The organism is Leisingera sp. SA215 (genome assembly GCF_055902035.1).
Genome location: NZ_JBVVXU010000020.1, coordinates 55,457 through 76,325 on the forward strand (window position 1 = coordinate 55,457; position 20,869 = coordinate 76,325).

The 20,869-nt window shown below is 64.4% G+C and carries 23 protein-coding genes; 13 read left to right on the forward strand and 10 right to left on the reverse strand.

Translation table 11 applies throughout. The annotated features are described in order from the left end of the window. Positions 1–560: 560 nt before the first annotated feature. Both arsH and AC0KW6_RS17680 read right to left on the reverse strand, forming a co-directional pair. Entirely contained in the window at positions 561–1,289 is a 729-nt protein-coding gene (gene arsH, locus AC0KW6_RS17675; protein WP_323778229.1) for an arsenical resistance protein ArsH, read from the reverse strand. Continuing rightward, on the reverse strand, positions 1,273–1,746 hold the full coding sequence (locus AC0KW6_RS17680; protein WP_323778227.1) for a hypothetical protein: 474 nt from the start codon (positions 1,744–1,746) through the stop codon (positions 1,273–1,275). Before AC0KW6_RS17680 ends, arsH begins: the two co-directional genes overlap by 17 nt. Positions 1,747–2,116: 370 nt before the next feature. Here AC0KW6_RS17680 and AC0KW6_RS17685 point away from each other — a divergent pair, with 370 nt between their 5' ends. Further along, complete coding sequence (locus AC0KW6_RS17685; protein ID WP_323778225.1) at positions 2,117–2,719, forward strand: thymidine kinase; 603 nt, start codon at positions 2,117–2,119, stop codon at positions 2,717–2,719. A gap of 55 nt (positions 2,720–2,774) precedes the next feature. Beyond that, positions 2,775–3,020 carry a hypothetical protein gene (locus AC0KW6_RS17690; protein WP_323778223.1) on the forward strand — a complete coding sequence of 82 codons (246 nt, stop codon included), beginning with the start codon at positions 2,775–2,777 and terminating at the stop codon, positions 3,018–3,020. 31 nt (positions 3,021–3,051) lie between these two features. Here the strand turns inward: AC0KW6_RS17690 and AC0KW6_RS17695 are convergent, their stop codons facing one another. The 6 genes from AC0KW6_RS17695 to AC0KW6_RS17720 form a co-directional block, all read right to left on the reverse strand. Beyond that, entirely contained in the window at positions 3,052–4,005 is a 954-nt protein-coding gene (locus AC0KW6_RS17695; protein ID WP_474035551.1) for a 2-hydroxyacid dehydrogenase, read from the reverse strand. Between the two features lies 1 nt (position 4,006). Further along, complete coding sequence (locus AC0KW6_RS17700) at positions 4,007–4,345, reverse strand: tRNA-binding protein (protein ID WP_323778219.1); 339 nt, start codon at positions 4,343–4,345, stop codon at positions 4,007–4,009. Further along, entirely contained in the window at positions 4,338–5,153 is an 816-nt protein-coding gene (gene proC, locus AC0KW6_RS17705; RefSeq protein ID WP_474035552.1) for a pyrroline-5-carboxylate reductase, read from the reverse strand. The genes AC0KW6_RS17700 and proC overlap by 8 nt, the downstream gene beginning before the upstream one ends. A 40-nt stretch (positions 5,154–5,193) precedes the next feature. After that, positions 5,194–5,694, reverse strand: a complete 501-nt coding sequence (locus AC0KW6_RS17710) for a type III secretion system chaperone family protein (protein ID WP_129370222.1) — start codon at positions 5,692–5,694, stop codon at positions 5,194–5,196. Positions 5,695–6,025: 331 nt separating this feature from the next. Next, positions 6,026–6,577 carry a 2OG-Fe(II) oxygenase gene (locus tag AC0KW6_RS17715; RefSeq protein WP_323778215.1) on the reverse strand — a complete coding sequence of 184 codons (552 nt, stop codon included), beginning with the start codon at positions 6,575–6,577 and terminating at the stop codon, positions 6,026–6,028. A 203-nt stretch (positions 6,578–6,780) separates the two neighbouring features. Beyond that, complete coding sequence (locus AC0KW6_RS17720; RefSeq protein WP_019296037.1) at positions 6,781–7,026, reverse strand: accessory factor UbiK family protein; 246 nt, start codon at positions 7,024–7,026, stop codon at positions 6,781–6,783. A 97-nt stretch (positions 7,027–7,123) separates the two neighbouring features. Here AC0KW6_RS17720 and lgt point away from each other — a divergent pair, with 97 nt between their 5' ends. The 5 genes from lgt (at position 7,124) to AC0KW6_RS17745 (ending at position 11,358) form a co-directional block, all read left to right on the forward strand. Further along, the gene (lgt, locus tag AC0KW6_RS17725) at positions 7,124–8,023 is read left to right on the forward strand and encodes a prolipoprotein diacylglyceryl transferase (RefSeq protein ID WP_323778212.1); all 900 of its coding nucleotides are present in this window, start codon (positions 7,124–7,126) and stop codon (positions 8,021–8,023) included. After that, a complete protein-coding gene (locus AC0KW6_RS17730) occupies positions 8,020–9,087 on the forward strand; it encodes a class I SAM-dependent methyltransferase (RefSeq protein ID WP_474035553.1) in 1,068 nt (355 codons plus the stop codon). Before lgt ends, AC0KW6_RS17730 begins: the two co-directional genes overlap by 4 nt. Continuing rightward, the gene (gene pgeF, locus AC0KW6_RS17735) at positions 9,084–9,839 is read left to right on the forward strand and encodes a peptidoglycan editing factor PgeF (RefSeq protein ID WP_474035554.1); all 756 of its coding nucleotides are present in this window, start codon (positions 9,084–9,086) and stop codon (positions 9,837–9,839) included. Before AC0KW6_RS17730 ends, pgeF begins: the two co-directional genes overlap by 4 nt. Positions 9,840–10,126: 287 nt before the next feature. Beyond that, positions 10,127–10,249 (forward strand): hypothetical protein, encoded by a 123-nt coding sequence (locus tag AC0KW6_RS17740; RefSeq protein ID WP_024089293.1) that lies wholly within the window; start codon positions 10,127–10,129, stop codon positions 10,247–10,249. Positions 10,250–10,578: 329 nt separating this feature from the next. Next, complete coding sequence (locus AC0KW6_RS17745; RefSeq protein ID WP_323778206.1) at positions 10,579–11,358, forward strand: Hint domain-containing protein; 780 nt, start codon at positions 10,579–10,581, stop codon at positions 11,356–11,358. Positions 11,359–11,450: 92 nt separating this feature from the next. Here AC0KW6_RS17745 and AC0KW6_RS17750 read toward each other — a convergent pair whose 3' ends face one another. After that, positions 11,451–11,951 carry an Lrp/AsnC family transcriptional regulator gene (locus AC0KW6_RS17750; RefSeq protein ID WP_027258143.1) on the reverse strand — a complete coding sequence of 167 codons (501 nt, stop codon included), beginning with the start codon at positions 11,949–11,951 and terminating at the stop codon, positions 11,451–11,453. Between the two features lie 240 nt (positions 11,952–12,191). Between AC0KW6_RS17750 and trxB the strand changes: the two genes are divergently transcribed. The 5 genes from trxB (at position 12,192) to AC0KW6_RS17775 (ending at position 18,906) form a co-directional block, all read left to right on the forward strand. Further along, a complete protein-coding gene (gene trxB, locus AC0KW6_RS17755) occupies positions 12,192–13,133 on the forward strand; it encodes a thioredoxin-disulfide reductase (RefSeq protein WP_323778203.1) in 942 nt (313 codons plus the stop codon). Between the two features lie 6 nt (positions 13,134–13,139). Next, a complete protein-coding gene (locus tag AC0KW6_RS17760; RefSeq protein WP_323778201.1) occupies positions 13,140–13,478 on the forward strand; it encodes a ribonuclease E inhibitor RraB in 339 nt (112 codons plus the stop codon). 317 nt (positions 13,479–13,795) lie between these two features. Further along, complete coding sequence (locus tag AC0KW6_RS17765; protein ID WP_474035555.1) at positions 13,796–14,854, forward strand: Hint domain-containing protein; 1,059 nt, start codon at positions 13,796–13,798, stop codon at positions 14,852–14,854. Positions 14,855–14,929: 75 nt separating this feature from the next. After that, on the forward strand, positions 14,930–16,609 hold the full coding sequence (locus AC0KW6_RS17770) for an adenylate/guanylate cyclase domain-containing protein (RefSeq protein ID WP_474035556.1): 1,680 nt from the start codon (positions 14,930–14,932) through the stop codon (positions 16,607–16,609). Between the two features lie 233 nt (positions 16,610–16,842). Further along, entirely contained in the window at positions 16,843–18,906 is a 2,064-nt protein-coding gene (locus AC0KW6_RS17775; protein WP_416361510.1) for a bifunctional sulfate adenylyltransferase/adenylylsulfate kinase, read from the forward strand. Positions 18,907–19,286: 380 nt separating this feature from the next. On the opposite strand, the gene AC0KW6_RS17780 is transcribed toward AC0KW6_RS17775, so the two are convergent. After that, entirely contained in the window at positions 19,287–20,246 is a 960-nt protein-coding gene (locus tag AC0KW6_RS17780) for a LysR family transcriptional regulator (protein WP_474035557.1), read from the reverse strand. A gap of 131 nt (positions 20,247–20,377) precedes the next feature. Here AC0KW6_RS17780 and AC0KW6_RS17785 point away from each other — a divergent pair, with 131 nt between their 5' ends. Then, on the forward strand, positions 20,378–20,602 hold the full coding sequence (locus AC0KW6_RS17785) for a DUF1127 domain-containing protein (RefSeq protein WP_474035558.1): 225 nt from the start codon (positions 20,378–20,380) through the stop codon (positions 20,600–20,602). Positions 20,603–20,869 lie beyond the last annotated feature (267 nt).

A 20,869-nucleotide genomic window follows, 5' to 3' on the forward strand; every position in this document is an offset into this window, starting at 1 on the left:
CGGGCAGAAACATGGGCAGAATGCGACAGGATTAACAAATCGTTAACGCCGGGGCTCTGTGCCGGGGCCGGGGTCCTGAAACCCCTTATTTACTTAACAGACGCCCGCAATTTTAGAAAAATACCTTTAAAAACAATGGAAAATCCGCTGGGTTTCGTTAGGAAAAAAGTTCAGGATTTCCCCTGTTTCCGCGTGATTTGCGGCCCGGGCGGTAACTTCACGGACCAATTGCGGCGGAAATGAGCCTTAACAAATGCCTAAATACCGGGGGAAAGGCCGCCGAATTCCTTAACTGCACAGCACACCCAATGCGAGAAAGGCCGATCCGGACAGCCGCAATGCCTGTGCCGCCGGAGGCTTGCAGCGGCCTCTGTTCCACTGCAAACTGGCCAGACCCGATTGCTGACACCGGAGCCTTTAAATGCGCCTGACGCTGTTTCTCACCGCCCTTCTGGCCCTGACTGCCTGCGACGTGCCCTTGATTCCGCTGATCTGAATCAAAAAGCCCCGGCAGCGGCGCCAGGGCTCAGCTATGCCTGAATAACGGGACTGCCTGCGGGCTACGTCTGCGACACCCGCTGATGCACCTCCCCGGCGCTCTCCACCCGCTCCGAATAGCGGTCGGTCAAATAGTCCTTGCGGCCGCGCACCAGCCAGGTGAATTTCACCAGCTCTTCCATCACATCCACCAGACGGCGGTAGAACGGGCCTTCCGGCAGGCGCTCTCCCTCCCCGAACTCCAGCCAGGCCTTGGGGATCGAGCTTTGGTTCGGGATGGTCAGCATCCGCATCCAGCGGCCCAGGATCCGCATCTGGTTGACCGCATTGAAGCTTTGCGAGCCGCCCGAGACCTGCATCACCGCCAGCGTCTTGCCCTGGGTGGTGCGGATGCCGCCCTGCAGCGACAACGGCAGCCAGTCGATCTGCAGCTTCATGATGCCGGTCATCGCGCCATGGCGTTCCGGGCTGGACCAGACCATGCCCTCGGACCAGACCGCCAGATCGCGCAGCTCAGCCACTTTGGGATGCTCCGCCGCGCCCGCATCATCCGGCAGCGGCAGGCCGGACGGGTCGAAAATCCGCGTCTCGCAGCCCAGGCTGCGCAGCACCCGCGCCGCCTCCTCAGCCGCCTTGCGGGAATAGCTCACGTCGCGCAGCGAGCCATAAAGCAGCAGAATACGCGGCGCATGGCGCGGGTCATCCGGCGCCGCCAGCGCCTCCACATCGATCGGATGCAGTTCGCTTTCCGCAATGGCGGGCAGGCTGTCGCCGTCACCGGTCACAGGCACTGTCTTCCTCCAGATGCAGCTTCATATCCAGCAGAACCTGCTGCAACAGCACCGTTTCCCGCAACAGCCGCTTGGCCTCGTTCACGGTGATGATGCCATCCTCCATCGCTTCCTGGTATTCGCTCATCAGCTGGGCAAACCGCTGGCTCAGCGCAATCACATCCGCATTCACCCCGCCGCTGCGCCCGGTCTCCGCGGCAGGGCCGTTGCCGTTGTAGGACAGGGTGATATTCTTCAGCTCCGCCAGCGCCGAAGTCACATGCGGATAGGACGCAGCGCTTTCCAGCTTGGCCACCGCATCAACCGGCATGAACCGGTCCGTATGCTCGGCATTGTCCGAATAATAGCGCCCCAGCGTCGCCTTGGATTTCCCCGTGATCTGGCAGGCGGCTTCGATGCCGACATCCTTCACCAGCGCCTCAGTGTGTTTTTTCAGATACGTCCCGATTTCAGCCATATACTTCCTACCTGGCTTGACCGCCGCCCCCATGGGGGAACGAACCGGTTATTTTCCCATGTCTAAGTTGTAGAGGAATTGCGATACCTTATCCATCCCTCTGGTTTTCGGGGATTTAGTGAGTGGGATGATGCAATTGGCATCTTTTGTTCAGTGCAATGCCGAGCGGGTGAGTGACGTTCTGCGGTTCGGGTAATTGGTCTGCCCGGCACTTTGGCTCTCCGGGGCTTTTGGTTTGGTACTATCGGGGCTTGTTCCTCCCCGGCCATGCCTGCCCCGGAGAGCCTTCCCGCCACAGCCTTCCTGTTCGCTGCAAAACCCGCACGAATCCGGTTTTCCCCGCAGGCCGGGGCAGATAAACCCCGCCCCCATGGCCAAGCTCTATTTCAACTACTCCACCATGAACGCGGGCAAATCGACGGTTCTGTTGCAGGCGTCGCATAACTACCGCGAAAACCGCATGGACACCTACCTGCTGACCGCCCGGCTGGATGACCGCGCCGGCGAGGGCAGAATCGCTTCGCGGATCGGCATCGGCGAAGCGGCGGACATGTTTGCCGCGGGCGACGACCTTTATGCCCGCATCGAACAACGGCTGCGCCGCGGCCCGGTGGCGGCGATCTTTGTCGACGAGGCGCAGTTCCTGTCGCCCGATCAGGTCTGGCAGCTGGCCCGCGTTGTCGATGACCTGCGGGTGCCGGTGCTGGCCTACGGGCTGCGGGTGGATTTCCAGGGCAATCTGTTCCCCGGTTCCGCCACCCTGCTGGCGCTGGCGGATGAAATGCGCGAGGTGCGCACCATCTGCCATTGCGGCAAAAAGGCCACCATGGTGGTCCGCCAGGACGATCAGGGCCGGGTGCTGACCGAGGGCGACCAGGTGCAGATCGGCGGCAATGAGACCTATGTCTCGCTCTGCCGCCGCCACTGGCGCGAGGCGGCAGGCGATCTCCGGACCGGCAAAGCGGCGGAATAAGCGGCCGCCGGAAAATGTGCTATGCTCTTTGGCACAACTTCCAAAGGAGGCCGTCATGACCGTTCGGGACCCGCTGGCAGGCAAGCTGCGCTTTCACATGGCCAGCCTGGCAGGCGCCTGCATCGCAGGCACGCTGATCATCGCCGCGTTCACCCTTGGCTACTACTCTTGGCAGTCCATCGCCGTCTGCGTTGCAATCGCCGCCCTGGCCGCCTGGCCGGCAGGCGCCTTTCTGACCCGCAAGATCAAGCGGGACGATCCGGCCTGGGACGACCGGAACGACAAGCCCAAGGACGTCTGAGCCCCCGGCCGGGCTCAGACCTGGATGCGGCTCAGACCCGGTTGGGCAGCGCCTCTCCGGCCAGATAGGCTGCGACATTGTCCAGCGCCATATGGCCCATATCGCTGCGCACCTCCTCGGTGGCGGTGCCCAGATGCGGCAGCAGGGTGGCGTTATCCAGATCGATCAGCGCCTGCGGCACCTTGGGCTCGAACTCATAAACATCCAGCCCCGCACCGCCGATCCGGCGGGTCTGCAGCGCCTCGATCAGCGCCGCCTCTTCCACCACTTCACCGCGGGCGATGTTGATCAGATGCGCATGGGACTGCATCGCGCCCAGCACCTCGGCGTTGATCAGATGCGTGGTCTCGGCGCCGCCCGGCACCGCCACCACCAGGAAATCCACCTGCCCGGCCAGATCAATCAGGCTGTCGGCCCGGTCCGCCGGGAAATCCAGATCCTTGGGCGACCGCGCCACATAAGACACATCCATGCCAAAGCCATAGTGGCAGCGCCGCGCAATCGCCTGGCCGATCCGGCCCATGCCGGCAATACCGACCCGCTTGCCGGTGGCGTGCAGCCCCAGCATCTGGGTCGGGTGCCAGCCCGCCCAGTCGCCTTTGCGCAGCATCCGCTCGCCTTCCGAGGCGCGGCGTGCCGACATCAGGATCAGCGTCATCGCGATATCGGCAGTGGCATCGGTCACCGCGCCCGGCGTGTTGGTCACTTCGACGCCTGCCGCCCGCGCGGCCTCCACGTCGATATGGTTGTAGCCGACCCCGAAGTTGGCCAAGAGCTTGCAGCGCGGTGTGCCCGCCTTGGCAAAGATCTCGGCTGAAAACTTGTCGCCCAGCGTCGGCACCACAATGTCGAACTCGTTGAGCGCGCGCAGCATCTCCGCCTCGCTCATCACCGCGTTGGTCTCACGGATTTCCAGGTCGGCAAACGCCTCCCGCGCCCGTGCCGTAACCGCTGCCGTCATCGGCCGCGCAATCCAGATCTTCATCTCAGTGCATCCTCCCGCCCAGCGGGACCTGTCCATCAGGCCCGGCCAGGAATATTTCTCCATCCTCATCCGGCAGGCCCAGCACCAGGATCTCTGACATGAACTTGCCGATCTGCCGCGGCGGGAAGTTTACGACGGCCAGAACCTGCTTGCCCACCAGCGTTTCCGGCATGTAATGCGCCGTAATCTGCGCTGAGCTCTTTTTTACGCCGATTTCAGCGCCAAAATCGACCCAGAGCTTGATTGCCGGCTTGCGCGCCTCGGGATAGGGCTCCGCGCGCACAATTTCGCCGACCCGGATGTCGACTTTCATAAAGTCGTCAAAATTGATCTCAGCCACGCGACAGCTCCTTGGAGCGGTTGGTTGCCGCCGCCACAGCCCGGTTCAAAAGCACCGGAAAACCATCGTCGTCGTCCATCAGCACCTCAAGCGCGGCTTGCGTGGTGCCGTTGGGACTGGTCACATTGATGCGCAGCTGGCTGGGGCTTTCGTCCGCTGCTTCTGCCAGCGCACCGGCACCGGCAACAGTTGCCTTGGCAAGCTTCATTGCCAGTTCCGCCGGCAGGCCCTGCGCCTGGCCGGCAGTGGCCAGCGTCTCGATCAGATGGAACACATAGGCGGGGCCGGAACCGCTGACGCCGGTGACGGCATCCATCTGGTCCTCGTTGTCCAGCCGCACGGTCTGCCCGACGGCCTGCAACAGCCCCTCGGCACGGTCCAGATCGGCGCCGCTGGTGCGGCTATTGCCGATCATCGCGGTAATCCCGCGCCCGACGGCAGCGGGGGTGTTCGGCATCGCCCGCACGATCGGCGACTGCGCGCCCAGAACATCCTCAAAGGTGGCGATCGAGGTGCCCGCCGCAACCGAGATGAACAGGGTCGATCCGTTGCCGTAGCTCTGCAGCGCGGGCAATGCGGCGCCCATCATCTGCGGCTTCACCGCGATCAGCACGATGCCCGGCGCCGCGGGCAGGTCTGTGTTGATATGGACGCCTGTGCCCTGCAGCCAGTCCGACGGATGCGGATCAATCACCCAGACCGAGGCGGCGGGCAATCCGCCCTCCAGCCAGCCGGCCAGCATCGCCGATCCCATCTTGCCGCAGCCCAGCAGCACCAGTCCGCGCGCGGAAATCTCTTGCATATCCATCTTAAGCCCCTCCCCTAAATTGTCAGGTTCAGGGCAAGGTTTACGCCCGCCCGTAGGCCTCTGCAATGGCGACCTGCATTGCGTCCTGGGTGCTGCGCTTGCCCCAGACCGCCAGCTGGATCGCCGGGTAGTAGCGCTCGGCATTGGCCACCGCGGCCTTCAGCATCGCATCGATCTGCTGCGGGCTGGCCATCTGGCCGCCGGACAGCATCAGACCATAGCGGAACAGCATCAGCTTGTGATCCGCCCAATAGGTAAAGGAGCCCTCCCAGCACTGGTCGTTCATGCTGTTGATCAGCTCATACAGCCGCGGCAGCTCCGCCTCCGGCGGCTCCATCTCAAAGCTGCAGACCAGCCGCAGGCATTCCTCATAGCCCGACCAGGCCAGCGTCAGCGAATAGGTGCGCCACTGCCCTTCCACCGACATGGCGATCTGATCATCGCCAACCCGGTCAAAGTCCCAATCATGATGCGACGCCAAATGCTCGACGATATCGATGGGGTGGATGTCTTCTTCCAAGTGAAGCTCGGATAGTGCCATGTCGCCACCTCTCTCGTTGCCTAGCCTACCGGGCACAGAGACCCCTATAGCTAGATTATTTTGCTACGGGCCGGGGGCGTAACCCCGCTCCCATACAAGATATGGTGGGGCTGAATTGAGGATCTGGCAACCTTTATTTTGGGGATATCTGCAATAACTTGTGGATGAACTATCCACAGCCCCCTAGATGCCGGCTGTGTGACCCTGCCCCACTCTGCCCGGCTGGTAAAGCCCGAACCGGCCGCCGGCCCCAGATATTGCGCCGCGCCGCCGGACCGGTGGCACAGGGGGCCGGACCGCCGCCGCCGTCCGGCCGCGGCGCCGCCGGAAGCTACCGGAACGCCGGCCCGTGCGCCCAGACGGTCAGCGACTGGCGCGTGCCGCGGGTTACCGGGGTGACCTGATGCAGCAGAAAGCTGGGAAACACCGTGACGCTGCCCTGCGCCCGGCTGGCGGCCACCACATGGGCACCGGGCATCACCTCCAGATCGCCGCCGTCATAGGCGCCGGGCTTGCTCAGCTGCACCATCAGGGTCAGCTTGCGCTTGCCCGCCACCGGCCCGTCGCCGATGTCCGAATGCCAGGCGAAATGGCCGCCGTCCTCGGCCTTGTAGCCGGCGGCCTGGGGGCTTTCGGCAAACTCGCGCAGATCGAAATTGAACAGCTCCCGGTTGGCCCGCCGCACCAGCGAGATCAGCCGCTCCATCACCCAGCCGGTCCCTGGCACATCATCCAGCCACACCACGCTGGCGCGGCGCAGGTTGTGATCGCGGGTCTGGCCCACCAGCCGCGCCTCGCTGTCCGGTTCGGCTTTCACTTTCCTGGAAATCTCCGCGCATTCCAGCGCGCTGAACCCACTGGGCACTGAATAGACAGACACCATGCCACCATCCTTCTGTTGCAGCAGCGGCAGCATGTACAGAATGGCGGGATCAGCGCTGTGCGGTTTTCGACCAGGCGGGCGGAAAGCGACGTGTTTCCATCCCCTGTTCTGCAAGGCAGCCATGCAAAGCGCCGCCAAGGCGCAAAAAAGCCCGCCGCAGCATCACGCCGCAGCAGGCTCTGTCAGCAGGCGCGGCGGCCCGGTTACTTCTGCGCCGCCTCCAGCGCGTCCAGCCGCGCTTTCAGCGCCTCATTCTCCTCGCGCGCCTTCTGCGCCATCGCGCGCACCGCGTCGAACTCCTCGCGGGTGACGAAATCACGGTCGGCCAGCCAGCGGTCGATCATGCTTTTCAGCGCGGTGTCCGCCTCGTCCTTGGCGCCCTGGGCCACGCCCATCGCATTGGTCATCAGCTGGGAAATATCGTCCAGGATCTTGTTGCGGGTCTGCATGTTCTTCTCCGTCTCGGGGCTGACTCCTATATGGGGAAGCGGGCGCGCGGCTGCAAGCCGTTGACTTCCCCCAAAGACCAGAGGCATTCAGACGCCCATGCAGGCCATGATCCACTTCCCCGACCTCTCGCCCGAGATTTTCTCGATCTCCCTCGGCACGTTCGAATTTGCGCTGCGCTGGTATGCGCTGGCCTATATCGCCGGCATCATCATTGCCTGGCGGCTGGCGGCGGCGGCGCTGCGCCGCCCCGCGCTGTGGCCCGCGCAGCAGCCGCCGATGAAGCCCGAACAGGTCGAGGATCTGCTGACCTGGATTATCCTCGGCGTGATTCTGGGCGGGCGCCTGGGCTTTGTGCTGTTTTACCAGCCCGCCTATTATCTGGCCCACCCGGCCGAGATCCTGAAGATCTGGCAGGGCGGCATGGCCTTTCACGGCGGGTTGATCGGGGTGGTTCTGGCGACGCTGATCTATGCCGCGCGCCACCGCATCCCGAAACTGCAGATTGCCGATCTGGTCGCCCATACCGTGGCGCCGGGGCTGCTGCTGGGGCGGCTGGCGAATTTCATCAATGCCGAGCTTTGGGGCCGCCCCACAGACCTGCCCTGGGGCGTCGCCTTCCCCGGCCCTGCCGCACAGGACTGCGGCCAGGCGCTCGGGGACCTCTGCGCCCGCCACCCCTCGCAGCTGTATGAAGCATTGATGGAGGGGCTGATCCTCGGCGCCCTGCTCCTGTATCTGGCCTGGCGCCGCAGCGCCTTCCACACCCCCGGCCGCCTGCTGGGCGTGTTCCTGGCGGGCTACGGGCTGGCCCGGTTCATCGTCGAGTTTTTCCGCCAGCCGGACGCGCAGTTCGTCACCCCCGGCAACCCGCTGGGGCTGGCCTGGCATATGGACGGCTTCGGCCTCACCCAGGGTCAGGCGCTGTCGTTGCCGATGATCGCCATCGGCCTCTATTTCCTGCTCCGCGCCCGCCATACCGCCCGGCGCCCGGCATGAGCCTGCTGCACCATCTGACGGCCCGCATCCGGGCGGACGGCCCGGTCTCCGTAGCGGATTACATGCGCGAGTGCCTGCTGCACCCGCAGTTCGGCTATTACACCACCCGCGATCCGCTGGGCGCCCAGGGCGATTTCACCACCGCGCCGGAAATCAGCCAGATGTATGGCGAGCTGATCGGCCTGGCCCTGGCCCAATGCTGGCTTGACCAGGGCGCCCCCGCCCCTTTCACCCTGGCCGAACTGGGACCGGGCCGCGGCACCCTGATGGCGGATCTGTTGCGCGCCACCCGCGGCGTGCCCGGCTTCCACGCGGCGATGCAGCTGTGCCTGATCGAGGCCTCTCCGAAACTGCGCCGCACCCAAGCCGGGACGCTGCACGCATACGCCCCTGAATGGCTGGACACGGCAGAGGCCCTGCCCGATCAGCCGCTGCTGCTGGTGGCAAACGAGTTTTTCGACGCCCTGCCGGTCCGCCAATTCATCCGCAGCGGCGATCAGTGGAGCGAAAAACGCATCGGCCTCACCGGCGGCACCCTCGCCTTCGGTCTCAGCCCGGCGGCGCCGCAGCCCGCCTTGGACCACCGGCTGCAAGACACCCAGGAGGGCGATCTGGTCGAGATCTGCGACGCCGCCGCCCCCGTCATCCAGGCCATCGCCAGCCGAATCGCAACCCATGGCGGCGCCGCGCTGATCGCGGACTACGGCGACTGGCGCGCGCTTGGCGATACCTTGCAAGCTTTGCGTGCGCATCAACCTGCCGATCCGCTGCAAGCCCCCGGCGAGGCCGACCTGACCGCCCATGTGGACTTTGAGGCGCTGGCAATGGCCGCAAAATCAAATGGTTGCGCCTTTACCCGCCTCACCCCCCAAGGGGTGTTTCTGGAGCGTCTAGGCATCACCGACCGCGCCCGTGCCCTGGCCGCACCGCTGCAGGGGGAACCGCTGGAAAGCCTGATCGCCGCACATCGGCGGTTGACGCACCCGGATGAAATGGGAAACCTATTCAAAATACTCGGCCTCTATCCCTCGACGGCCGCCTCTCCGCCAGGATTGAACCCATGACGCTTGAAATTCTCACGTCCGATCTGCTTGGCCCGGTGCGGCACGGCTTTTTCACCCGCCGCGGCGGCGCCTCCTCGGGCATCTACCGCGGGCTGAACTGCGGCCTCGGCTCCACCGATCAGCGCGAGGCGGTGCAGATCAACCGCGCCCGCGCGGCCGCGGCCATGGACGTGCCCGCCGAGAATCTGATCGCCGTGCACCAGGTCCACAGCGCCGATGTGCAGGTTGTCACCGCCCCCTCGCAGGAACGCCCCCGCGCCGATGCCATGGTCACCAATGTGCCGGGGCTGGCGCTGTCCATTCTGACCGCTGACTGCCAGCCGGTGCTGTTCTGCGACCCCCAAGCCGGCGTCATCGGCGCTGCCCATGCGGGCTGGCGCGGCACGCTGGACGGGGTGCTGGAGGCAACTCTCGACGCGATGGAGGGGCTCGGCGCCCGGCGCGAGGACACGGCGGCGGTGATCGGCCCCGCAATCTCGCAGCGCGCCTATGAGGTCGGCCCGGAGTTCTTTGAAGATTTCGTGATGCAGGACGACGGCTACGCCCGCTTCTTTGCCAACGGCCAGGACGGCCGCTACCTGTTCGACCTGCCGGGCCTGGGCCTGCACAAGCTGCGCCAGGCCGGAGCAGGGGCGGCGGAATGGACCCGCTACTGCACCTATTCCGAGCCTGAGAAATTCTACTCCTACCGCCGCGCGACCCACGCGAAAGAGGCCGACTACGGCCGCCTGATCTCCTGCATCCGGCTTTAACCGGCCGTTAATCCGGGCAATTGTGGCGAATTTCATCAAATTCCGCCGCATTCCCTGCCCTCCGCCGCGGCGCCCCGCCCTCCGATAATAACTACCCAATTCAAAACAACCACTTAACCTGAGCATCGCCGGGCATACCCTTTCCGGGCGATGCTGCGGCACCAGGGTAAAAATGCCCTCAGCCGGCCATATTCGCGGCGCAAATGTTACCCATAAACAGGTCAGAACAACACAAACAGCAGCCCCCTTTGCACAAGGGGCAGCTGCCGGGCGAAGGACAGACCACCATGAAGATGAACAAGCGTTTCATTGCCTCCATCATCCGCTCCGCCAAAAGCGAGACCGTCACCCTGCCTTGGGCAGCCGCGCGCCGCCGAGACGGCCAGACCGCGAAGCAGAAACTGGGTTAACGCCGGGGACGGGTGCCCTGGCGGCGGCTTCCCCTGGCGCAAGCGCGCCAGCCCGGCCAGCCGCCGCCGGGGCACCCAACCGGTCTGATCGGAGGCCGGCGGCCGCGTGACGCGTCCTTAGCCGAACCGTCTTGCATCCGTTCCGGCCTGCCGCCGGGACCCACCCGCAGCGCTGCCAGGCCCGGCCGGGTGTTAACCAATTTGCTTCATAATTTTTGACAATTTGAATTAATTGCCGCCATTTGGTGCGCATAGATATCGTTCAAGCACGTCTGTGTTGCCGGTGGGGGCCGATGCAAACGGGCAGTTTGAAAGGAAAGGTGGCTGTTATGACCATCGCCCACTCGCTGCAGACAGCTGCAGCAAATGCCATTGAAGCCAACGCGTTCCTGCAGGATCCGGCAGCCCAGCGCAGCGCAACCAAGCCGCAGCTGCGGCGCTATGAGGTCAGCAGCCTGCTGCCCAGCGGGGCAATTACCGAAACCCGCCACATCGCGCCTGCCCTGCCGCTGTTCGAAGAGGCGTTTTGCGCCTTTTCCCGCGGCTCCCTGGTGGACACCGCCAGCGGCCCGGTTGCCGTCGAGGACCTGCTGCCCGGCGATGACATCCTGACCCGCGGTGGCGGCAGCCAGCCGCTGATCTGGATCGGCCGCACCAGCCTGCTGCCCGCGCAGCCCGGCAGCCGCGGCCGCAGCCACCGGCTGACCAGCTTCATGGCCGACAGCCTTGGCTTGCAGAAACCCGCCTCCAGCCTTGTTGCCGGCCCCGCCGCCCGGCTGCTGCGCGCCCCGCCGCATCTGCAGCGCGCGGACAGCAGCCCGCTGCTGACCCCGGTTGCGGAATTCCAGGACGGCATGAGCATCTTTGAAACCGCCCCGCCGGCGCCGGTGGACATGTACCACCTCTGCCTGCCGCGCCACGCCGCAATCAACGTCGGCGGGCTGGAGTTTGAAACCTACCACCCGGGGCCGGATGCGCTGAAACTGGCAAGCTATGCGATCAAGACCTTGTTTCTGAACATGTTTGCCCATGCCGACAGCATCCGGGATTTCGGCCCGCTGGCCTATCCCAGGGCCGCCGGTAAAAAACCTGGCGGCGCTGTTCTGTAAGCCGGCAGGCGGCCGGCGGCAGCACCGGACACAGCAAAGCCGGGCATATCCCTGCCCGGCTTTTGCCTGTCAGACCGCTGGCTGCTTGCAGCTTACGCCTCGCGCGCCAGCCGCTCTTCCAGCACTTCGAACGGCACCCCCGGCTCATCCTTGGCGCCGCGGATCACCAGCGAGGTTTTGACGCTGGCCACATTCGGCGTGGTCAGCAGATCACCGGTCAGGAAACTTTGGAATGTGCTCAGATCCGGCGAGACGCATTTCAGGATGAAATCCACCTCGCCGTTCAGCATGTGGCACTCGCGCACCAGCGGCCAGCTGCGGCATTTTTCCTCGAACGCGCTCAGCTCCACCTCGGCCTGGCTTTCCAGCCCCACCATCGCAAAGACCTGCACCTCGAATCCCAGCTCGCGGGAATTCACATCGGCGTGGTAGCCGTGGATCAAACCGGCCTCCTCCAGCGCCCGCACCCGGCGCAGACAGGGCGGCGCCGAAATGCCGACCCGCTTGGCCAGCTCCACATTCGTCATCCGCCCATCTGCTTGAAGCTCCGACAAAATCTTGCGATCGATCGGATCAAGGCGGGTTGTGACCATGTTCAAAGCTCCTGTGGAATTTGCGTTTCTTATAACACTGCCGCCGGGCCGCGCAATAATGTTTCATCGCTGCGCAATATTCTTTGCGTTCCGCTGGCGCAGGCCGCGCTGCGCGCAGCCCCGGCGGATTTGCATCCTGCCGCATGCCAAGCCTTGGGGGTTTAAGCCCGCGGACCCTGCCGCTATATGCATTGCCTGACGGCGGCACGCCCGCCAGGCTGCATAACGTGGGGAACACACATGAGCGAGACGCGCCACACCAAGGTTCTGATCATCGGCTCCGGGCCTGCAGGCTATACCGCGGGGGTCTATGCCGCCCGTGCGATGCTGGAACCGGTCCTGGTTCAGGGGATCGAACCCGGCGGCCAGCTGACCACCACCACCGAGGTTGAAAACTATCCCGGCTTCACCGAGGTGCAGGGCCCCGACCTGATGATCAAGATGCAGGAGCACGCCGAGGCGATGGGCTGCGAGGTGATCGGCGACTACATCACCTCGCTCGACACCTCCGCCCGCCCGTTTACCGCCAAGGCCGACAGCGGCACCACCTTCACCGCCGACGCGGTGATTCTGGCGACCGGCGCGCGCGCCAAATGGCTGGGCCTGCCGTCGGAAGAGAAGTTCAAGGGCTTCGGCGTCTCCGCCTGCGCCACCTGCGACGGCTTCTTCTACCGCGGCCAGGAAATCGTGGTGATCGGCGGCGGCAACACCGCCGTGGAAGAGGCGCTGTTCCTCACCAACTTCGCCTCCAAGGTGACCCTGATCCACCGCCGCGACGAGTTGCGCGCCGAGAAGATCCTGATCGACCGCCTGATGAAAAACGACAAGATCGAAACCCTGTGGTTCCACACCCTCGAAGAGGTCGTGGGCACCGAAAACCCGCTGGGGGTTGAGGGCGTCGTGGTCAAGAACGTGCAGACCGGCGAGCTGAAGGAAATCCCCTGCAAGGGTGTTTTTGTCGCCATCGGCCATGCCCCCGCCAATGAGCTGGTGAAGGACGTGCTGGAGCTGCACAACGGCGGCTATGTCCAGGTCAAACCCGGCTCGACCGAAACCTCGATTCCCGGCATCTATGCGGCCGGCGACCTCACCGACCACAAATACCGCCAGGCGGTGACCTCGGCCGGCATGGGCTGCATGGCAGCACTGGACGCCGAACGTTTCCTGGCCGAACAGGACTGACCCCGGATGCCGCATGATTTCGAAACCCAGCGGGCCGGAACCGTTGCGGCATTCAACGATCTGCAGGCCGAACACGGCCTGCCGGAGGCGGCGGACGTGGATTACTTCTTCGTCCCCGCCCGCGACGGCGCCGACTGGCGCGCCCTTGCCGAAGCGCTGAGCCGCGAAGGCTACAGCTGCAGCTACCTGAGCGCCGAGCAGGCGGAGGACGGCATCCCCTGTCTGGCGGCCACGCTGCCAGAGCAGATCATCTCCGCCACCGGCATCTGGATCGGCGAGGAAGTGGCCACCCGCACCGCCCTCGCCCACGGATTCGCGCCGGACGGCTGGGGGCTGGAGGGCTGAGCCCCTCCAGGGCTCAATCCTGCCGGTCCGGTTTTGTTACCCTTGGCCCGGCAACCGTCAGAACAGCCGCCCCCGCGCAGCCATCGGACCCGCCTGCCAGAGTCATAGCGCCGGGCCGCCGCAGGCATCAAGGGCGCCGTCAAGCCTCTGGAATACCTGACTTTAACGGCGCCGGCCATGCGGCTGCACACCGCCAAACGGGCGCCGGAAAAACATTCATCCGGATTTCAGCTCCGCCTTAACCCGGCGTTAGAGAAAACACCGCAAAACCATCGGGAAAACGACTGCACTTCAGATTGTTCTGCCGGGGGGCTTAAATGGCGATACGAACTTTAAACGCATTCAATGCGGACGCATTCACCGTCGCTGCCGGCTCCCCCCATATGACTGCGGGCAGTTCGATCATCAACAATTCGGACACCCCGGCCGGCACGGTTTTCACTTATGATTCCAGCTACGCTGCCGAGCGGATCACCGTGGACGACACCGCAGGCGACGCTGACAGGATGGAGGATGACCAGTCAGGCGGCCATACCATCGTCGATGGCGGCTCCATGGTCGCCAGCGGCACCCCGGTCGAGGCCGAATCGCACCACTACGTGCAAGAGCTTGACGCCGGCGGCAATCCGTTCGGCCCGGTCATCACCATCACCGTGTTTTCCCAGAACGGCGTCACCCAGGATGTCTGGGGCTTTGCCACCGACACCCCGCTGAAAGACGGTGCGCGGTACAAGAAAACCTCCGGCAGCAATACCGGCAGCTCCGAATACGACAGTTTTGTGCCCTGTTTCGTGACCGGCACCGCGATCTGCACCGATCAGGGGCTGCGCCCGGTGGAACGGCTGCGCCCCGGCGACCGGGTGCTGACCCGCGACAACGGCTTTCAGCCGGTCCTCTGGGTCGGCATCCGCCGGATCGGGCCTGACTGGTTGCAGGCCTGCCCGCATCTGCAGCCGGTGCGGGTTGCCGCCGATGCCTTTGGCCCCGGCCAGCCGGCCCGGGATCTTTGGGTCTCGCCGCAGCACCGGCTGCTGCTGAAAGGCGCCGCCTGCCAGATGCTGTTCGCGGAGCCGGAGGTGTTCGCCGCCGCCGCCCATCTGCAGGCGCATCCCGGCGTTGACCGGCAGCCGGTGGCCCGGACCGCCTATGTGCATCTGCTGTTCGAGCGCCACCAGGCGGTGCTCTCCAACGGCCTCTGGAGCGAAAGCTTCCAGCCCGGCGGGCAGCTTCTGGACAGCGGCAGCGCCGCCGCCCGGCAGGAGATCCTGACGCTGTTCCCCGATCTCGCGCACCCCGGCGGCAGCGCCTTCCCCGCCGCCCGCAGGGTTTTGAAACAAAAGGAAAGCCGCCTGCTGGCAGACCTTCCCCTGGGGTGAACGCCGGGCTGGCTTGACCGCCGCGCCCGCCCGCCCCAGTCTGCACCCCGGAAACCGCGCAACAGGAGGACCAGGGTGGCAAGCGCGCTCTGGCAGGGCAATTGGATCAGCCGCACCCGGATCATCACCGGGCTGGTGCTGCTGACCTATGTCTTCTTCCATTTCATAAACATCGGCCTGGGGCTATTGTCGCCCGGATGGATGGATCACTTCCAGGACATCCGCCAGCTGATCACCCGCAGCCTTCTTGGCAGCCTGGTCCTCTATGCCTCGCTGATCCTGCACGCCGGCCTCGCATTGTGGAACCTGGCCCGCCGCCGCAGCTTGCGGATGCGCTTTGGCGAGGCGGTGCAAACCCTGCTTGGCCTGCTGATCCCGCTGCAGCTGCTCAGCCATCTGGTGTTCACCCGCTATGCGCACGAAATCTACGGCGTCAACGACGAATACCCCTATCAGATCGTGCTGATGTGGGCCTCTCCCGAGGTCTGGCAGCAAAGCGCGCTGCTGCTGGCGGTGTGGATCCACGGCTGCATCGGCCTGCACTACTGGCTGCGGCTGACCCGCTGGTGGCGGCCTCTGATCCCCTGGATGGCGGGGCTGGCGGCCTTCATCCCCGGCTTTGCCCTGGCCGGTCTGCTGACCGAAGGCCGCCGGATCTATGATCTGTTCGTCGAAGGCAGCCGGCGCGCCGAATTGATGGCCGGGTTCAAATGGCCCGGCCGCGAGGAATTTGCCGAACTGCACCGGGCCGACAGCGGATGGTTCGCCGCTTTCCTCATCCTCCTGGGGCTGACCGCGGCGGCGCATCTGCTGGCCCGGCTGCTGCGCCGCCGCCGGGCCGTGCGGATCCGCTATGCCTTCGGCCCTGAAATCCGCGCCGAACGCGGCATGACCCTGCTGGAGATGTCCCAGGCCCACGGGGTCCAGCACACCTCGCTCTGCGGCGGCAAGGGGCGCTGCACCACCTGCCGGGTGGTGGTCGACATAGGCGGCGAACACCTGCCGCCGCCCGCCCCGCCCGAAGCCCGCAGCCTGAAACGGGTCAAGGCCCCCGCCAGCATGCGGCTGGCCTGCCAGATCCGCCCACAGGCACCGCTGACCGTCACCCGCATGTTCCGCCCCGATGGCCGCCCCGGCCGCGCCCATGCCAGCCAGGGCAGCGAGCAGCAGCTGGCCGTCCTGTTCCTCGACATGCGCGGCTTTACCGCCCGCACCGCCGGCCAGCTGCCCTATGACGTGGTGTTCCTGCTGAACCGCTTCTTTGACGCCATCGTGCCCGCTGTCACCGGCGCCGGCGGCACCGTGGACAAATACCTTGGCGACGGCCTGCTGGCCTTGTTCGAGGCCCGCTCCCCCGCCCGCTCGGCCCAGGCGGCGCTGGACGCGGCAACCGCCATCGGCCAGGCGCTGCAGGATTTCAACGCCCGGCTGGCGGCGGACGGCGAACCGGAGATCCGCATCGGCATCGGCATCCATCTGGGCGAGCTGGTCCTGGGTGAGATCGGCAGCGCCGGCCATGCCCCGCGCACCATCATCGGCGGCAGCGTCAACACCGCCAGCCGGCTTGAGGCCAAGACCAAGGACCTGGGCGTTGAACTGCTGATCTCGGCCCGGGTGCTGGACGCCGCCGGATACGAATCCGGCCATCTGGCGCTGCAAACCTTCCAGCTGCGCGGCGTTGCCGGACCGCTGCGGGCCCTGCCTGTCGCCTATGCGGCCGCGCTGCCGCGGACCCTGGCCGCGGAACAGCGTTAAGCCGCCCCGCGGCTGTGCAGAACGCCTGTTCGGCCGCCGCAGCCCGGCCGCCGCCGGCTGTCCGCGCCCGCAGCCAGAGGGCGGACAATCTGCCGCCCGGCCTGCCCCGTTGCAGCACGGCAACGCAGCAGAAAATCGCCGGTCCTAAGGAAATTGCGCTTTGCTTTGCGGCGGAACCATGCAATGCGTTCACGCGTGAACACACTTTGATCCGTTGAGCCGTGCCTGAAACCGTGACCATATCCACCCCTGACGAGGAAGACCTGCTCTTCCGGCTCCTGCGCCAGCTTGATGCGGCGCCGGATGCATCGCAGCGGGCCACGGCTGCGGCGCTGGGGATTTCGCTGGGCGGGCTGAACACGCAACTGCGCAGCGCCGCGGAAACCGGCCTGATCACCATCAGCAACCGCCCCGGCCCTGATAAACGCCAGCGGTTCGCCTATTCCCTGACCACCCGGGGAGCGGCGGAAAAAGTGCGTCTCACCGATAAATTCCTCGCCCGCAAGCTCGCAGAATACAACGCGCTGCACGCGGAACTCACAGGCGCGGCAAGCGGCCTGCCCCCTCTAAAGCACAGGACTCATCCCATGCAAAGCAACCTGGCTCCCATCCCAGAGCTCTATGTTTCCTACGAAAGCGCGCAGAAACTGAAGGTCGAAGCAGCCGGCCTGACCAGCTGGGATCTGTCCCCGCGCCAGATCTGCGACCTGGAACTGCTGATGAATGGCGGCTTCAACCCGCTGAAAGGCTTCCTGTCGGAAGACGACTATAATGGTGTCGTCGAGAACATGCGCCTGGCCGACGGCTCCCTGTGGCCGATGCCGGTCACCCTGGATGTGTCCGAAGACTTTGCCGGCAGCATCGAAATCGGCCAGGACATCGCCCTGCGCGACCAGGAAGGCGTGATCCTGGGCACCATGACCGTCACCGACCGCTGGGAGCCGAACAAATCGGTTGAGGCGGAAAAGGTGTTCGGTGCCGACGACGACGCGCACCCGGCCGTCAACTACCTGCACAACCAGGCCGGCAAGATCTACCTCGGCGGTCCGGTCACCGGCATTCAGCAGCCCGTGCATTATGACTTCCGCGGCCGCCGCGACACCCCGAACGAGCTGCGCGCCTATTTCCGCAAGCTGGGCTGGCGCAAAGTGGTTGCATTCCAGACCCGCAACCCGCTGCACCGCGCCCACCAGGAACTGACCTTCCGCGCCGCCAAGGAGGCCCAGGCCAACCTGCTGATCCACCCGGTTGTCGGCATGACCAAACCCGGCGACGTCGACCACTTCACCCGGGTGCGCTGCTACGAGGCGGTGCTGGACAAATACCCGGCCGCCACCACCTCGATGTCGCTGCTGAACCTGGCGATGCGCATGGCCGGCCCGCGCGAAGCTGTCTGGCACGGCCTGATCCGCGCCAACCACGGCTGCACTCATTTCATCGTCGGCCGCGACCACGCCGGCCCCGGCAAAAACTCGGCAGGCGAAGACTTCTACGGCCCCTATGACGCGCAGGAGCTGTTCCGTGCCAACCAGTCCGAAATCGGCTGCGAAATGGTCGACTTCAAGCATATGGTCTATGTGCAGGAGCGCGCCCAGTACGAGCCCAACGACGAGATCGCCGACCGCGACAACGTCACCATCCTCAACATCTCCGGCACCGAGCTGCGCCGCCGCCTGTCCGAAGGCCTGGAAATCCCGGAATGGTTCTCTTTCCCCGAGGTGGTCAAGGAACTGCGCCGCACCAAGCCGCCGCGCTCCAAGCAGGGTTTCACCGTGTTCTTCACCGGCTTCTCCGGCTCCGGCAAATCCACCATTGCCAACGCGCTGATGGTCAAGCTGATGGAAATGGGCGGCCGCCCGGTCACCCTGCTGGATGGCGACATCGTGCGGAAAAACCTGTCGAGCGAGCTGGGCTTCTCGAAAGAGCACCGCGACCTCAACATCCGCCGCATCGGCTATGTGGCCTCCGAGATCACCAAGAACGGCGGCATCGCGATCTGCGCCCCGATCGCGCCTTATGCCACCACCCGCCGTGCGGTGCGCGAGGACGTCGAAGCCTTCGGCGCCTTTGTCGAAGTGCATGTTGCCACCACGATCGAGGAATGCGAACGCCGCGACCGCAAGGGCCTGTACAAGCTGGCCCGCGAAGGCAAGATCAAGGAGTTCACCGGCATTTCCGACCCCTACGACGTGCCGCAGAACCCCGAACTGTCGGTTGAGACTGAAAACGTCGACGTCGACAACTGCGCCCACCAGGTTCTGCTGAAGCTGGAAAGCATGGGTCTGATCTCCGGCTGATCCGGACGGCATTGAGGAACGAGAACGGCCCGCCAATTGGCGGGCCGTTTTTTTGGGGAGAGAGGCGATTGGCGGCTTTGAGCCCTTGAACGAAGCGCCAAAACCTTGCTGCGCGCGCTCGCATTACGACGGCCTGCCGCACCGCCCAGACCTATCCGCTGCATGGCCGAAGGGAATGCGGAGGTTTGGGAAAGCTGCGTCGGTTTTTCGAGGATCAATGCCGAATACGCAGGAAATACTGACGTCGCGCGATGACGGCCCAACCGCCGCTTTCTGCGCTTTGCGCCCTAGGATACCATCAAGCTGGCTGCCGTCCCCTGAAATCATCATCCAGATGGAAACCACAGGCCAATGAAGCACGAAAAATCAACCTGAACCAGTCAGTTAAGGCTGCTTATCGGCACATCGATGCTGTCGTGGCGGGCGCTCACAGCATCAGAGGCGGCTCCGGCACCATTTCGAAACTGACCCGTGAGGAAATCGATAAATGCACGAATTTTCGGTGCGAGGTTGCGCCGGTCGGCAAACAGGACTGCGATTTCTGCGTTCCTCTGAGAATACTCCGGCAACACCCGGATCAGCTCTCCGGAACTTAATTTCGCTGTGACAAGATAACAGGGCAGCCGTGCGATCCCGAGCCCAGCCAGCGTGGCACGATAGACCACGTCGGTGCTGTTGCCTTCGAAGTTACCGACCGCCTCAACGCCTCTGCCGCTGACGCCTTCCCCTCTGATCCATTCATTTCGTTCTTTGTTCCCGGCGATCCCGAGACAGTTATGCTGCGCCAGGTCTTCAAAGTTTTCCGGATGTCCTGCGCGTTCCAGATATGCAGGTGCGGCGCAGAGAATGCGCCGGCTTTGCATCAGGGTGCGGACAACGATGTCAGGCTGCCTACGCTGTTCGGCCAGGCATATGGCGACATCAAAGCCTTCGGCGACGAAATCAATATCGCGGTCAGTCACCTCCAGTGATACCTGAATGTCCGGGTTATCAGCCAGAAACTTCGGCAACACGGGTATCAGCTGAGACTTACCGAACGTGACACTCGAAACAATGCTCAACTTGCCGCGAGGCAGACCGTCAAGGCTTTGGATATAGTCCTCCGCCTCTGCAAATTTTACGGCCAGCGCTTTGCACTTCAAATAAAGCTCGCGGCCTTCAGGTGTCGGAGAGACACCGCTTCGGGTGCGGTTGAGCAGGCGATAGCGCACCTGATCCTCCAGCTGCGCCACCTGCCTGCTGACTGCTGACGGCGACTGGCCAATTTCGCGGGATGCTGCAGAAATGCTCCCTTGCTCCACGACTTTCACGAAGAGCAGCATTTGGGAGGAAATGTCCATCTGACACGAACTCCCTGTTCCAATCCATTATAGCCCTTTTGCGCATTTGCAAAATTGTTAGCGCCTGCAGGGCGGGTTACTTTGGCAGTGCAGCATTAATTCTGCACTGCAGCAAGGGGTGAGGAATAGCCATGGCAGGACACAACGCGTTTAATGGGCACGGCGGCGATTTTTTCAGCGTTCTCACGCATTTCAGGCAAGAAAGCGGCGGTATCAGAAAAATACTGGGCCGCCGCAAGAGCTATGAGCAAACCGTTTTCGAACTTTCGGCGCTGTCTGACCGCAGCCTTACCGATCTCGGCATTCCCCGGACAAACATCAGGCAGCTGGCACGGGAGGCTGCTGATGACCTGTAGAACTTCAGTCGGCGCTGATTGTTTAACCGGCCGTGCTGCCATCCCTGGACAGGTCCCTGGGCAATGGCGGGCAGACCAGGCGCCGGCGTCCGGCTCTGCGGGGGGCACTGAATCGCGTTGCGGACCGCTGGCAGGCCAAGTGCTGCAGCAAAGCATAGCTGCAGCGCCCAATTGTTCGGCACATGAACCGGAAAACTGTTTAAACTTCGGCGAACGGGCAGATTCCTTTGCTCGCGGCACAAAAAACCTTCACGGCGGGCGCCGCAG

Excerpts from the sequence above, each read along its gene's own strand:
- AC0KW6_RS17685 (WP_323778225.1), top strand. The coding sequence starts at position 2,117 with ATGGCCAAGCTCTATTTCAACTACTCCACCATGAACGCGGGCAAATCG.
- AC0KW6_RS17765 (WP_474035555.1), top strand. The coding sequence starts at position 13,796 with ATGGCGATACGAACTTTAAACGCATTCAATGCGGACGCATTCACCGTC.
- AC0KW6_RS17695 (WP_474035551.1), bottom strand. The coding sequence starts at position 4,005 with ATGAAGATCTGGATTGCGCGGCCGATGACGGCAGCGGTTACGGCACGG.
- proC (WP_474035552.1), bottom strand. The coding sequence starts at position 5,153 with ATGGATATGCAAGAGATTTCCGCGCGCGGACTGGTGCTGCTGGGCTGC.
- AC0KW6_RS17760 (WP_323778201.1), top strand. The coding sequence starts at position 13,140 with ATGCCGCATGATTTCGAAACCCAGCGGGCCGGAACCGTTGCGGCATTC.
- AC0KW6_RS17720 (WP_019296037.1), bottom strand. The coding sequence starts at position 7,026 with ATGCAGACCCGCAACAAGATCCTGGACGATATTTCCCAGCTGATGACC.
- AC0KW6_RS17780 (WP_474035557.1), bottom strand. The coding sequence starts at position 20,246 with ATGGACATTTCCTCCCAAATGCTGCTCTTCGTGAAAGTCGTGGAGCAA.
- AC0KW6_RS17680 (WP_323778227.1), bottom strand. The coding sequence starts at position 1,746 with ATGGCTGAAATCGGGACGTATCTGAAAAAACACACTGAGGCGCTGGTG.
- AC0KW6_RS17745 (WP_323778206.1), top strand. The coding sequence starts at position 10,579 with ATGACCATCGCCCACTCGCTGCAGACAGCTGCAGCAAATGCCATTGAA.
- pgeF (WP_474035554.1), top strand. The coding sequence starts at position 9,084 with ATGACGCTTGAAATTCTCACGTCCGATCTGCTTGGCCCGGTGCGGCAC.
- trxB (WP_323778203.1), top strand. The coding sequence starts at position 12,192 with ATGAGCGAGACGCGCCACACCAAGGTTCTGATCATCGGCTCCGGGCCT.
- AC0KW6_RS17740 (WP_024089293.1), top strand. The coding sequence starts at position 10,127 with ATGAAGATGAACAAGCGTTTCATTGCCTCCATCATCCGCTCCGCCAAA.
- AC0KW6_RS17715 (WP_323778215.1), bottom strand. The coding sequence starts at position 6,577 with ATGGTGTCTGTCTATTCAGTGCCCAGTGGGTTCAGCGCGCTGGAATGC.
- AC0KW6_RS17750 (WP_027258143.1), bottom strand. The coding sequence starts at position 11,951 with ATGGTCACAACCCGCCTTGATCCGATCGATCGCAAGATTTTGTCGGAG.
- AC0KW6_RS17785 (WP_474035558.1), top strand. The coding sequence starts at position 20,378 with ATGGCAGGACACAACGCGTTTAATGGGCACGGCGGCGATTTTTTCAGC.
- lgt (WP_323778212.1), top strand. The coding sequence starts at position 7,124 with ATGCAGGCCATGATCCACTTCCCCGACCTCTCGCCCGAGATTTTCTCG.
- AC0KW6_RS17730 (WP_474035553.1), top strand. The coding sequence starts at position 8,020 with ATGAGCCTGCTGCACCATCTGACGGCCCGCATCCGGGCGGACGGCCCG.
- AC0KW6_RS17690 (WP_323778223.1), top strand. The coding sequence starts at position 2,775 with ATGACCGTTCGGGACCCGCTGGCAGGCAAGCTGCGCTTTCACATGGCC.
- AC0KW6_RS17710 (WP_129370222.1), bottom strand. The coding sequence starts at position 5,694 with ATGGCACTATCCGAGCTTCACTTGGAAGAAGACATCCACCCCATCGAT.